We start from the raw sequence: 12,619 nt of genomic DNA, 5'->3' as shown, positions 1-12,619 counted from the left end.
AGAGCTGGCCGTTGCGGCCGATCATGACGCCGGGCGCGGCCGAGCCGCCGAAAAGCGAAAAGACGAGCTGATTTTTCGCGCGCACGGAAATCGGAAAAACCGGCGACATTCGGCCGAGATTTGTCGACACCGCCTTTTGCGTCTCGCCGGAAAGAAAAGCGTCGAGCGTCCAGGGCGCGGGCTTTGGCTTTGCGACGCCAGCGAGCGGCCAGGCGCTGCGGATGCGCAGCTTTGGCCAATCGCGTTCAACGGCGAAATTCCATAAATTGGCTAGGAAAAGAAAGGCGATGAAGCCCGCACAGCCAAAGATCGGCAAGCGCGCGAAGGTGAGCGACTTTAGAAAGGCGCGCGCGAAAGAGGCAGGCGCCGGCGCCGCCGCTCCCAGTTCCGCTTGATCTTTCTCGACGCGTCTATCCATTTCGGCTCGATCGCCCGTCCGCTTCAAAAGCGAAAGTAGATGAACGGCTTGAAGGGATCGGCCAGTCCCTTCGCCAGCGCTGCAAGAAAGAGCAGCGATAGCGCGCTGTTCGACGCCATCGCGTAACGCTGCGCCGCGCTTCCCCAATCGAAATCCTTGACATAAAGCGAGAGCCGCTGCGCGACGCAAATCGCCGCGGCGATCAGCGCCACCACGACATATTCTTCCGGAATGGCGATCTCAACGCTCGCTTGCGCTGTAGGATTCGCCATCAACGCCAGCAGCGCGCCCGCTTGAGACAGGGAGGTCGCGCGAAAGAACGTCCAGCCGACGATCACGACGATCATCGTGACGATATTGGCGCACCAATCCGGCAATCGCTGCAGGCGCTTTACCAGAAACAGCCGGTCGAGAACGAGAAACACGCCGTTATAGGCGCCCCAGGCGATATAGGTCCAAGCGGCGCCGTGCCAAACGCCTGAGGCGAAGAAGCAGATCCACAGATTGAGATAGGTGCGCGCTTCGCCGCGCCGATTGCCGCCGAGCGGAAAATACAAATATTCGCGAATCCAGCTGGTAAGAGAAATGTGCCAGCGCCGCCAGAAATCGGTGATGCTCGTCGCCACATAGGGCATGTTGAAATTTTCTAAGAGCCGGAAGCCGAACATGCGCGCAAGACCGATTGCCATGTCGGAATAGCCCGAGAAATCGAAATAGATTTGGAAGGTGAAGAACAGCACGCCCGCCCAGGCTTGCGTGAAGCCGAGAGAACCGACGTCGCGCGAAAAGATCAGGTCCGCGCCGCTCGCCAGCGTATCGGCGAAGAGCAGCTTCTTCACGACGCCGAGCATAAAGCGCGAAAAGCCGATGACGAAATCATCGACGTCGGCATGCGGCATCTCGTCGAACTGGCGCGCGATATCGTGATATTTGATGATCGGTCCGGCGAGGAGCTTGGGAAAGAAGAAGACGTAGAGCCCATAGAGCAGCGGCCCGCGCGCCGGCGCGGTGACGCCGCGATAGACGTCGACGAGATAGGTGATCTTTTCGAACACGATGAAGCTGACGCCGATCGGCAGAGCGATCTGGGGAATATTGATCCCGGGCAGCGTCAGCGCCTTCAAAATCGCATCGAGATTGAGCGCGAGAAAGCCCGTGTATTTGTAATAGACGAGGATCGCGAGATTGGCGACGACGCCAAGCGCGAGCCAGAGCTTGCGAGGTTTTTGTTCTGGCAAGGCGGCGATCTTTTGCGCCACATAAAGATCGAGCGCGACCGACGCGAAGACGAGGAAAATGAAGACCGGCTCGCTCCAGGCGTAAAAAATGACGCTCGCCGCAAACAGGATGATCGCCCGCCGTATGCGGACTTCGCCGAACGCCAGATAGATGAGGTAAACGGCCGGGCCGAACAGAAACAGGAACAGCGGCTCATAGAAAAGCATGATTGTCCTGCGTTCGTCGGCGCGCCGGCGCGAGCGCTAAGGCCTGCGGCTTCTATCAAAAGCCCCGGCATGGGGCAAGAAAGCCGCCTGCCGCGGGGACAATCTCTGAGAATTCTCGAATTCCTGTTGGCCGGCGCGGCGGCGGACCCTCCCCCGCTTCGCGGGAGACGGGGGAGGTTGCGCCCGTCATCACGAATGCATCGAGCCGCATTTGGGCCATTACTTCGGCATGTCCGACACCGAAGCGGAGCCATCGAACAGGCCGGCGGTTAACAACAAGCTTTGAGCGGCGGACGAAAAGCGGTCTTCGGATCGTTGCGATCGTCGCGCCATTGGGGATGATTGAAATGGATAACGTAATCGCCATTATAGGATGCGATAGCGTTGTCGAAGGTCAACCGGCCGATGCGCCGCCAGTTCTCGAATGTCCATTTGACGTTTCCAAACTTTCTCTTCTCGACGCCCTGATCGGTGACCTCCACGTTGAAAACGAGCTTGGGCTTTGGCCTCGGGTCGCCTCTGTCGAAAATCTGCGCCAAGATTTCGTCGCGAAAATCGAGGCCTTCCCCTTCGATCCTCGGCTGATCAGGCGCGACGGTGAGACGCAGGAAGGCAGGCGTCCGTGTCGGCTCGAAAGGCGGTTTGTCGAGTTCCGCAATCGTGTGCACCTGGCGCTGCGATGAGAACTTGTCGGTGAGGCTAAAAACGATGCCATTGACGAGCAGCACCGCTAGGCCAAGGCCTTGGCGCAATGGCGTTACATTCGGCGCGTTACGAAGCTCGGCGTCGTTGATATAGTCGGAGTAGGCGCCGCCGATATCCTCCTGGGTGAAAAAATTCGCTGTCCGCAGCGGATCGGCGTGATTGGGATCGTCGGTAGGATAGAGTTTTCCGACAAGCGAGAGAGAGCGCGTCTTCTGCCCGCGCCGCGGAAGCCTCGACGAATAGCGGGCAATGACGAGCGCACGGCTCCCGCGCTTAAAATAGCCAGAGTAAGCGGTCTCTTCGATAATCTCCCAAAGACCCGTGAGACAGACGCCGTTGGGATGAAGCAGGCGCAGGAATCCCTTGCCATCCGGCCCCCAGCGCAGATCGGCGTGCGAGTCGACCGCGCGCGCCGCAGCCTTGGCGAACCAATATCGCCGCCCGAATGTCCAAATCCCCCGCAGTACATTGGATAGACGCGTCGGCGTATCGGGCAACGGCAGTTCGTCCTCGACGCCCCAAACCTTGTAATAGGGATTGGCGGATACGGCTGCTCGGACATCGGCAAAACGCGAGCCGCGATAGTTGCGATCCTCATCGGTCACGCCTTCTTCGGCGCCAATTAATTTCTCGACCATGATGCTATCCCTTCTGTGAAATAATTTGCCCCGCAAAGTCGGCAAAAGCCTCACCTGCGGATTCCAACGAAGCAACTCGGGCGTAACGGGATAATGCCGCCCGGGATTTCTGAAAGATGTAATTACAATTACGCAATTACGTGCACTTACGCAATTGCGGTGACATGACGCCAATTCGCTTTTTCGTAGCGCGAGGCCCGGCCGCCGCCTTGCGCCGCCGGCGCGCAGCGCCTATCACCCAGCCTCATGACTTCCCCCAGCGATTTCACGCCAAAATCCGACTTCCTGCGCGCGCTCATCGAGCGCGGCTTTGTTCATCAATGCTCCGATTTCGAGGGCCTCGACGAGAAGGCGCGATCGGGGACGCTTTCCGCCTATATCGGCTTCGACTGCACGGCCCCGTCGCTCCATGTCGGTTCGCTGCTGCCGATCATGATGCTCGCCTGGCTGCAACGCGCCGGCGGCAAGCCCCTGCCGCTGATCGGCGGCGGCACCACGCGGGTCGGCGATCCTTCGGGCAAGGACGAGAGCCGCAAGCTTCTGACCGTCGAACAGATCGACGCGAACAAAGCATCGATCAGGACCGTCTTCGAACGCTTCCTTAGCTTCGGCGACGGCGCGACGGATGCGCTGTTGCTCGACAACGCCGATTGGCTGACCGGCTTGAACTACATCGATTTCCTGCGCGACGTCGGCCGCCATTTCTCCGTCAATCGCATGCTGACCATGGATTCGGTGAAGCTGCGGCTCGAGCGAGAGCATGAGCTCTCCTTCATCGAGTTCAATTACATGTGCCTGCAGGCCTATGACTTCGTCGAGATCAACCGGCGCCATGGCGCGCTGCTGCAGATGGGCGGCTCCGACCAATGGGGCAACATCGTCACCGGCCTCGATCTCGGGCGGCGCATGGGCTGTCCGCAACTTTACGCGCTGACCTCGCCGCTGCTGACCACAGCGTCGGGCGCCAAGATGGGCAAGACCGCCACCGGCGCCGTATGGCTCAACGCCGACATGCTGTCGCCCTATGACTATTGGCAGTATTGGCGCAATACGGAAGACGGCGACGTCGCCCGCTTTTTAAAGCTCTTTACCTTCCTGCCGATGGAAGAGATCGCGCGCCTCGCGGCGCTGCAGGGCGCCGAAATCAACGACGCGAAGAAAACGCTCGCGACCGAAGCGACAGCGCTCATTCACGGTCGCGCGGCGGCGGAGCAAGCGGCGGAAACCGCGCGCGCGACTTTCGAGGAAGGCGCGCTTGCGCTGTCGCTGCCAAAGGTCGCCGTTCCTGCTGAAGAAGTCGCCGCAGGCCTCGGCGTGCTGACGGCCTTCGTCAAAGCGGGACTGGTTTCGTCGACCGGTGAAGCGCGACGCCAGATCAAGGCCGGCGGACTGCGCGTCAACGACGCGCCGGTGACCGACGAACGCGGCGTGATTGGCGAAAGCGATTTTGCGAGCGAAGGCGTCGTCAAACTCTCGCTCGGCAAAAAGAAGCACGTGCTGCTTGAGCGCGCCTGACGTAACGCGCCAATCCTACCGCTGTTGCGGCATGCGCGCGGTGCCGTCGATGACGCCCATGATCTTGCGCATCAGGCCGGGCGCGATCGCCGACAGCGGATTGACATTGATCGAAGGCGACGACAGCGCGCCGTAAAGGCGATAGCTCAGACCGAAGACGCCTTCATGCTGTCCGCCGGCGAGCACCACGCCGACGACCGGAATGTTCGACAGGAGACTGTTCAACGCATAGGCGGGAACATAGGTGCCGACGAGATCGAGCCGCTCGTGCTGGAAGTCGATATAGCCGTCGAAGGTGAGGCCGATCTCAGGACCGGATAGCACGCCCTCGCGCACGGTGAGTTGTCCGCCTGACCAGCCGAACTCGCTCTCCAATCTGCCGACGCGGACGAGGTCGGGGTCGAAGCGGTAGTTGCCCCGATCGTCGGTTCGCGCCGTTCCGCTTTGGGCCATCAGCTGGCGGACGGTCGGCTCGCCGCGCACATAGAAGTCGCGGATGCGCAATGCGCCGTCGGCGCGGTTCTGGCCAAGCTGCACAGTCGCGCTCAGCGCGCCGCTGTCCATCTTTCGATAGATATCGAGGAAGGAGAGAAGCGAGCCGCCGTCGTTCGTCGAAATTTCCAACTGCGGTGGGCCGTTTGTACTGCGATCCAAGCCGACGACGATCGGTTCGCGGCCAAAAGCGCCCGTCAGCGCCACCGCACGCGGCTTGCCGCCGCGCCGCGCCAATTTCAGTTCCACGTTAGACAAAATTTGCTTGTTATGGCCGGTGACGATCGGGGCCTTAAAGTCAAGATCGAGGTCTTCGATCGATCCTTTTGCGCCGTGGTCGGCGCGCAGCAGCCCCTGCATCAACGGCCGCGCGTCAAAATTCGCGCCGCGCGCGACGATCTTGAGGGACTCGCCGCCGCGCTGCACGTCGACGCGCATGTCGTCTCCTGGCGAGAGCCGCGCTTGCGTGAGACGCGCGGCGCGGAAGGCGCCGTCGCGGCCGAATTCGATGACGCCCTGCGCCTGCGTCGGCCCCGCGTCAAACACGAACTGCTCGAGCGCCATCGCCTCGCCGCGGCGCGTCAGATTGAACGAGGCTCTCGCTGGCTTTCCCGCCGGCTTCGCCAAACCCGGGAGCGGATTGTCGAAAGTCGTCCGCGAAAGATCGAGTTCAATCTGCGTGTCGACGTTCTCGACCGGGATCGGCGTGCGTATCGTCGCCAGGATCGGGCCGCTGACGCCGGCGATGGCGTAGCCCGCGCGCTGGCGCGCCGCGTCGTCAAAGGTGAAGGCGACAAGCGCTTGGGCGGCGCCTTTGTCGCCAAAACCCCGGCGCAGGTCGAGAGTCGCCGGCGCGTTGAAGATGCGGCCGGCGCCGCTGATGCGCAATCCGGCCCGATCAGCGACGACGTGCAGCGAGCCGCCCTCGAGTTTCTCCTTGCCGATCAGATTGTCGACCACGAGGTTCGACGTCGTCGCATCGATGGCGAACGTCGTCGCGTCGTCGCGGGCGGTCGAGCCCGTCTCGAAATCGACGCGCAAACGTCCTTCGATCGACCCTTTCAACGCGCCCGGCGCAACGGGAACCGATGCATGTTCGGCGATTGCCGGCAATGTCAGAAGGTCAGCGACGGCTTCGACGTCGCCGGTCACATCGACCTCGACCACGGCGGGAGTTGGGCGCAGCGCGCTGTCGGCGATGATGAAGCGGCCCGAGGAGAGCGAGAGGCGCCGCCCAGGCCCCGTCTCCATGACTCCTGAAGTCGCGGCGAACGACACCGTTTGCCCGGTAATGCGCAGGCGTCCGTTGATGCCGCTGAGCGGCGCCATGCCCGGCAGAATATCGGTGACAGCGCCTTCGACAATGTCGCCTTCGGCGAACAGCGATCGATCCGGCGGCGCCTGTTCGTATCGCATCGCCGTCAACGCCGCGCTATCGAAATCGGCGGCGTAATTTGCCCGCTTCAATACGCCCGTTGGCACATGGTCGACAAACCAGGCGCGCACGGACGGCGCGACATGGGTCGGCCACAGGCGCGCCAGCGCGCCTATCTGCGTTTCCTCGATGCCCATTTTGAGCGTGATGCGAATGTCATCGCGCCAACTCATCGCGCCGCTGACGTCGATATGCGTATCCGGGCCGGCAAAGGCGAATTTGTCGAAAACGATTTGGCGTTCATCGCGAAAGAGCCGCGCGTCGAGCAACCCGCTGTCAATCCGAATGTTCTTTTCGCCCGCGCGCTCGGGCGCGACCACGGTTGGCGCTTTCAGGCCAAGCGCGATCGTCCACGGCCCGTCGAGGCGCGCCGCGTCAGCAATGCTCGTCGCCCCTGCGGGCGGACGCGCTTCGCCAACGACAGTCATGTCGAAACCGCCCGCCTTGAACACAAGCGGCGCAATCACCAGCTTGCGCGCGCCTCTGTCCCAGGTCGCAACGCCGGCGACCTTCTCGATCATCACCGGCTCATGGTCCGGTTCGTCAAAGCGGAAATAGCCGCGGCCCATCTCCGCTTGGCCGGACGCTTCGAGAACCTCATCGCCGGCGCCGAGCGCAAATCGCAGATCGAAGGAGAACGGCGCGTCAGTGTCGAAGCGGGCGGTACGGAATCCGCCGGCTAGCGCGATCTCGTCGATCGACAAGTCGCGAAACTGGGCATGAAAATCGCGCCGTCCGCCAGGCGCGCCCTTTGCGACGGCGACGGCCGTCCAACGCCCCGCGGGGCCCTTGGCCGCCGCAGAGAAGCGCATGCCGTTGCCGCCCTTGTCGAGACTGAGCGTCACGTCTTCATAGCGGATGGCGCGATCGATCGTGCGATCGTCGATGGTGAGCCGGCCATGCGCGACGCCAAGGCGATCGAGCGCGCCGATCGGACTGTTCGGACTGGTGGCGAGGTCCATCAGCGCCCGCAACGCCCCGGCAGCGTCGCGCCGCAACGTCGCGTGCTGCGTCCCCGCCTCTGACGGCTCGATTCTCGGCGCCTGGGCCGGGACGGGATGAGCGCCGGCTGAAATCGCGACCGCGCCGTCCCGATCGACGGAGAGCCGCAAATCCAGATCGAGCACCTCCAGCCGTCGCAGCTTTACACGGCCGATCAACAACGAATTCAGGTCCAGCGACAGCTCCGCTCGCGGCGCCGCGACGATCGGAAGGCCGTCCTTCTTGACGACGAAATTGTCGACCGACAGCGTGGGGCCGTGATCGCCGTTGCCGATCGAGGCGGTCGCCAGCGAAAATTCATAGCGTCCGCCTGCGAGCTCATCGAGCGATTTGACGATGTGCGGCGCGAGCCAGGCGAATGTGATGGAGCCCTGCGAGAGCAGCAGAACAAAGCTGCCGAACGCCAGCGCGCAAAGCAGCGCAACGGCAAGCCCGCTCAGCATGATCAGGCGGGGAAGTCCGCTACGCGGCGCCCAATATTTTGGTCGCCACGCTGCGCGACAGGCCCGCAACATCGCACGCCGCGCCATGTCGACGACGGCGTCGCCGCTAGGCTTGCGCCCCGTCCTGTCGGTCAATTGGCCTCGCTCTCGGCTCCCTGCAGCTTGGGCGCGGGCAAAAAGCCGGTGTTGAATAAAGCCGGTCTTGCCGGCTGGCGCGCAGTCTGCATTCTAAGCGCTGATTTTAGCTGCGGATGCGACGAAAGGAAGGCGCCATGAGCACGACCGTCGGGAAGGTGGGGGAAGCGGGGCTAAAGGAGGGCGAGTTGGCGCCCGAATTCGATCTTCCGGGCGCGGGCGGGGAAAAGCTCTCGCTCGCCGCGTTCAAGGGCAAGAAAGTCGCGCTCTATTTCTATCCGAAGGACGACACCTCGGGCTGCACCAAGGAAGCCATTGATTTTAATTCATTAAGCGACAAATTCGCGAAGGCGAAGACTGTCGTCGTCGGGATGTCGCCGGACCCCGTCAAGAGCCATGACAAGTTTCGCGCCAAATACGAGCTGTCGCTCCCGCTCGCGTCGGACGAAAAAAAGGACGCGCTCGGTGCCTATGGAGTCTGGGTCGAGAAGAGCATGTATGGCCGCAAATACATGGGGGTCGAGCGCACGACGGTGCTGATCGGTCCCGACGGCCGCATCGCCAGAATCTGGCGCAAGGTCAAGGTGCCGGGTCACGCCGAAGAGGTCCTGGCGGCGGCCAAGGCGCTGTAACGCCCTTTCGCCGCCGGGAATTGGAAGTGAGCATTTGTTCGATCACGCCTGCATACGGGCGTAATCGCCCGATCGCAGCAAAAGCCATCGATTCCAAAGTTTAGAGCGCGCCTTGCGCGAAACGCCGGCGTCGGCTTTCTGGCGGCGCGCTAGTTGTGGTCATGCTCGGCCGCGGGAGCAGCATCGGTCGGCGTCGCCCCGCCGGACTCCTTTTTGGCGATGAGCCTCGCCATGTCCGCGGCCCCCTTCTTTGCCGCGACGAGATCTGGCTTCACCGCCAGCGCCGCCTCGTAATCAATCTTGGCGCGGGCGAAGTCCTTCTTGGCGCGCCAGGCGTTGGCGCGGTTAACAAGGGCATGGACATAGTTGGCGTCGATTTTCAACGCGGCGTCGAAATCGCCGATCGCCTTGTCGAGCTCACCCTTGGCGTAGTGACAGGCGCCGCGTCCGTTGCGCGCCGCGGCGAGTTTCGAATCGCGCTTGGCGGCCTCAGAAAAGGCGGCGATGGCGCGGTCGTGATCGCCCTTCGCGTGGTGCAGAGCGCCAGCCGTGACAAGCGGCGCCGTCGATTTTGGTTCGGCCTTGGCGGCAGCCTCGAGATCGGCGAGCGCCTTCTCGACATCGCCCTTGGCGCGCCAGACGTGGGCGCGCGCCAGAAAGGCCGCGGCGTTTCTCTTGTCGAGCGCGATCGCCTGATCATAGTCGGCAAGCGCACGGTCGAGATCGCCCTTGGCGAGATGCGCGGCGCCGCGTGCGCCAAAAAACACCGAAGATTTGGAATCAATCTCCAGCGCCTTGCCGAAATCCTCGAGGGCGTGGGCGTAATCGGCCTTCGCTTGATAGGCGCCGGCGCGATTGACATAGGCCGCCGCCTGATTGTGTCGGTTTTCCTTTTCGATCTCCTGAATCACCTGCGTGCATCCGGCGATGCGCGCGTCGGGATCGGGGGCGCGGCATTGGTCCCAGCCTGGACTGACGCCCCCCTTATGCGCGGCCAGGGCCGGCGCGCCGATCAGCGTCGAGGAGAGAATAATGGCCGCTGAAAACCTCGCCCGCGCGGCCGCTCGCGCAGCGGAATTGAGACGTTGATACATGTGTCGGACGTGGCTCCCCGATAGAGTGGCGGCGGCATGCTATCGTAAGGAGCGCCGCCCGCAACTCGGAATTCTCCTTTTATGACGGTCCAGGCCGCCGCTGCGGCTCAAAACCAAAAAAGTTGCGCGCTGGCTTGCCCGTTCCGGCCTGGAACGGAGTCGAGGCCGCTGAAGCATAACAAACGCGCCTTTGATCACGCTGCTTTGGGGCGAACCGCTAAAAATCAGATAAATTGTTTGATCTCAAAGATTTAGCGCGCGTTTTGCGCAAAAAACCGGCTTCCACTTTTTTGCAGCGCGCTCTAGGACTTCAGACCGACGACAAAACCGTCTAAAATAAAACTCAAATGAGTCTGCTCACCACCAATACGGAACTGGTTGCGGTCTGCGATCGCTTCGCTCAGCATCCCTTCGTCACCGTCGACACCGAATTCCTGCGGGAAACAACGTTCTGGCCGCGCGTCTGCGTCATCCAGCTCGCGTCGCCGGAAGAGGCTGTGGCGATCGACGCCCTTGCCGACGATCTTGATCTTGCACCGTTTTTTGGCCTCATGGCCAATCCCGGCGTCGTCAAAGTGTTCCATGCCGCGCGTCAGGATCTCGAAATCATCTGGCGTCTCGCCCGACTCATTCCCGCGCCGCTGTTCGACACTCAGGTCGCGGCCATGGTCTGCGGATTCGGCGAACAAGCCTCCTATCTCGAGCTGGTGAAAGCGATCACGCGCGCCAATCTCGACAAATCGTCGCGTTTCACCGACTGGTCGCGGCGTCCGCTCTCGGGCGCGCAGATCGAATATGCGATCGCCGACGTCACCCATCTTCGCGACATTTACACAGCCTTGCGGGAACGACTCGAACGTTCGAACCGGCTCGAATGGCTCGCCGACGAGATGGAGACGCTCACCTCGCCCGCGACCTATGAGCAGCATCCGGAAAACGCCTGGGAACGCCTGCGCCACCGCGCCCGCAAGCCGCGCGACCTCGCCGTTCTGATGGAGCTTGCCGCCTGGCGCGAGCTAGAGGCGCAAATGCGCGACGTGCCGCGTTCGCGAGTCCTGAAGGACGACGTGCTGCTCGAAATTGCGCAAGCCGCGCCGCGCTCGATCGAAGCGCTCGGCAATCTGCGCTCCTTTCCAAAGGGCATGGAGCGTTCCCGCGCGGGGGCGGACATTATTGCCGCGGTTGAGCGCGGCGTCGCCCGCGATCCCGTCACGCTGCCGCGCATCGAGCGCGATCGTCGCAACTCGAACGGCGCGACGGTCGAGTTGCTGAAGGTGTTGCTGCGTTTGGTGGCGGAAGAAACGGGCGTCGCCGCCAAGATGATCGCTACCGTCGACGACCTCGAAGCCATCGCCCATGACGACCATGCCGACGTTCAGGCGCTGAAGGGCTGGCGCCGCACGATCTTCGGCGAGAAGGCCCTGGAATTGAAACGCGGCCGGCTTGCGCTTGCGGTTGAAAACGGCCGGGTCGTGACATTCGACTGGCAAGAGGCCGCTGAGCCCGCAACCGCCGAGTAACAGGGAACTTTTCTGCCGCAACGCAAAATATATTATCGCCGCGAGCAGAACGACGACCGCGCTGGCTAAAATTTGAGCAAGCGAAGAAATGTATATATTTCAGCTAATTATAGTACATAAAACATGTTTAATCGCGCCGCGCTATTGCTTGGGTGCAATGCAATATCCACTTCCAGTTCGAGCGGGGCGCGCTGTGGCCAAGCGCGATCGCGCGTCTTGCTCCGAAGATGGAAGGAAAAGACATGACCACAGGAAATCGAATTGTCGCGGCGGCGTTCGGCGGAGCGCTGTGCCTTGCAACAGGTTCGGCCCTGTCCGCCGCCGACGCCTCCGTGACGATGAAGCCACTGATGGCGGCGAGTTTTGACGCAGGGTCAAAGCATGTCGTGAGCTATTTCGCCTCGGGCGAGAACGGCTGCCGTCTTACGATGATGGTGATCGACTCGGCGCTGGATGAGCAGGCGACGCCCGAGACCCAGGCGACGCGGCTTGTCTTCACCGTCGCTGACGGTAAGGCCGCACACTTCGACTCGGCGGTGGGCACGTCCCTGCGCTTCAGTTGCGCCTCGGGCGCGGAGTCGATGCGCGTGGACAAGATCGATCGAGTCGCGGCGCATCCCGCGGCCGAATAAATCTCTCCTGGATACGGCGGCGCAAACTACGCCGCCGTAGCGTGGCCCTATCGAAACCCTGGAATTGGCGACGGCTGGCCTTTGCGTCTGCCGTCGCACTCGTGACTATGGTTGCGAATAAGACCAATTCCAGGGAGGAAGAGATGTCCAGCCTATACGAACGCCTGGGCGGCGAAGGCGCAGTCAACGCGGCCGTCGAGCTTTTTTATCGTAAAGTCCTCGCAGACGGCCGGATCGCGCACTTCTTCGACGACGTCGACATGGAGAGCCAGATCGCCAAACAGAAGGCTTTTCTCACCATGGCGTTCGGCGGACCCAACAATTACACCGGCGCCGACATGCGCAACGCGCATAAGCGGCTTGTCGACAAAGGTCTGAACGATTCGCATGTCGACGCGGTGATCGAAAACCTCAACTACACGCTGCGCGATCTTGGCGTTCCCGAAACGGCGGTGAAGGAAGTCGCCGCTATCGCCAATTCCGTGCGCGACGACGTGCTCAATCGCTAGTCTC

Annotated in this window: 9 protein-coding genes and 1 pseudogene; 5 read left to right on the top strand and 5 right to left on the bottom strand. The window is 62.2% G+C overall.

Translation table 11 applies throughout. The features are described 5' to 3' along the window. From QZ964_RS18245 to QZ964_RS18235, 3 genes and pseudogenes are all read right to left on the bottom strand, one after another. Positions 1-418 (bottom strand): annotated as a pseudogene (locus QZ964_RS18245) (alginate O-acetyltransferase); the annotation flags it as partial. A 23-nt stretch (positions 419-441) separates the two neighbouring features. Further along, complete coding sequence (locus QZ964_RS18240; protein ID WP_292533337.1) at positions 442-1,863, bottom strand: MBOAT family O-acyltransferase; 1,422 nt, start codon at positions 1,861-1,863, stop codon at positions 442-444. A gap of 269 nt (positions 1,864-2,132) precedes the next feature. Further along, positions 2,133-3,206, bottom strand: a complete 1,074-nt coding sequence (locus QZ964_RS18235; protein WP_292533335.1) for a hypothetical protein — start codon at positions 3,204-3,206, stop codon at positions 2,133-2,135. A 246-nt stretch (positions 3,207-3,452) separates the two neighbouring features. On the opposite strand from QZ964_RS18235, the gene tyrS reads away from it, so the two are divergent. Further along, positions 3,453-4,721 (top strand): tyrosine--tRNA ligase, encoded by a 1,269-nt coding sequence (tyrS, locus tag QZ964_RS18230; RefSeq protein WP_292533334.1) that lies wholly within the window; start codon positions 3,453-3,455, stop codon positions 4,719-4,721. 15 nt (positions 4,722-4,736) lie between these two features. Here tyrS and QZ964_RS18225 read toward each other — a convergent pair whose 3' ends face one another. Beyond that, positions 4,737-8,228: an AsmA-like C-terminal region-containing protein gene (locus tag QZ964_RS18225; RefSeq protein WP_292533333.1), complete on the bottom strand. Its 3,492-nt coding sequence runs from the start codon at positions 8,226-8,228 to the stop codon at positions 4,737-4,739. A 137-nt stretch (positions 8,229-8,365) separates the two neighbouring features. On the opposite strand from QZ964_RS18225, the gene QZ964_RS18220 reads away from it, so the two are divergent. Next, positions 8,366-8,860, top strand: a complete 495-nt coding sequence (locus QZ964_RS18220) for a peroxiredoxin (RefSeq protein WP_292533332.1) — start codon at positions 8,366-8,368, stop codon at positions 8,858-8,860. 149 nt (positions 8,861-9,009) lie between these two features. Here QZ964_RS18220 and QZ964_RS18215 read toward each other — a convergent pair whose 3' ends face one another. After that, the gene (locus QZ964_RS18215) at positions 9,010-9,954 is read right to left on the bottom strand and encodes a tetratricopeptide repeat protein (protein ID WP_292533330.1); all 945 of its coding nucleotides are present in this window, start codon (positions 9,952-9,954) and stop codon (positions 9,010-9,012) included. A 347-nt stretch (positions 9,955-10,301) separates the two neighbouring features. Between QZ964_RS18215 and rnd the strand changes: the two genes are divergently transcribed. From rnd to QZ964_RS18200, 3 genes are all read left to right on the top strand, one after another. Further along, complete coding sequence (rnd, locus tag QZ964_RS18210; RefSeq protein ID WP_292533329.1) at positions 10,302-11,474, top strand: ribonuclease D; 1,173 nt, start codon at positions 10,302-10,304, stop codon at positions 11,472-11,474. 242 nt (positions 11,475-11,716) lie between these two features. Continuing rightward, positions 11,717-12,106: a hypothetical protein gene (locus QZ964_RS18205; RefSeq protein ID WP_292533327.1), complete on the top strand. Its 390-nt coding sequence runs from the start codon at positions 11,717-11,719 to the stop codon at positions 12,104-12,106. A 143-nt stretch (positions 12,107-12,249) separates the two neighbouring features. Then, positions 12,250-12,615: a group 1 truncated hemoglobin gene (locus QZ964_RS18200; protein WP_292533325.1), complete on the top strand. Its 366-nt coding sequence runs from the start codon at positions 12,250-12,252 to the stop codon at positions 12,613-12,615. The last annotated feature ends 4 nt before the right edge of the window (positions 12,616-12,619 follow it).

It is taken from the genome of Methylocystis sp. (assembly GCF_021731785.1).
In the GTDB taxonomy this organism is placed as follows: Bacteria; Pseudomonadota; Alphaproteobacteria; order Rhizobiales; family Beijerinckiaceae; genus Methylocystis.
This window is presented reverse-complemented; position numbering and strand designations above follow the sequence as displayed.

What these genes read in the sequence shown, in the direction of transcription:
- rnd (WP_292533329.1), top strand. Translation starts at nt 10,302, where the DNA reads ATGAGTCTGCTCACCACCAATACGGAACTGGTTGCGGTCTGCGATCGC.
- QZ964_RS18240 (WP_292533337.1), bottom strand. Translation starts at nt 1,863, where the DNA reads ATGCTTTTCTATGAGCCGCTGTTCCTGTTTCTGTTCGGCCCGGCCGTT.
- QZ964_RS18205 (WP_292533327.1), top strand. Translation starts at nt 11,717, where the DNA reads ATGACCACAGGAAATCGAATTGTCGCGGCGGCGTTCGGCGGAGCGCTG.
- QZ964_RS18235 (WP_292533335.1), bottom strand. Translation starts at nt 3,206, where the DNA reads ATGGTCGAGAAATTAATTGGCGCCGAAGAAGGCGTGACCGATGAGGAT.
- QZ964_RS18220 (WP_292533332.1), top strand. Translation starts at nt 8,366, where the DNA reads ATGAGCACGACCGTCGGGAAGGTGGGGGAAGCGGGGCTAAAGGAGGGC.
- QZ964_RS18200 (WP_292533325.1), top strand. Translation starts at nt 12,250, where the DNA reads ATGTCCAGCCTATACGAACGCCTGGGCGGCGAAGGCGCAGTCAACGCG.
- QZ964_RS18215 (WP_292533330.1), bottom strand. Translation starts at nt 9,954, where the DNA reads ATGTATCAACGTCTCAATTCCGCTGCGCGAGCGGCCGCGCGGGCGAGG.
- tyrS (WP_292533334.1), top strand. Translation starts at nt 3,453, where the DNA reads ATGACTTCCCCCAGCGATTTCACGCCAAAATCCGACTTCCTGCGCGCG.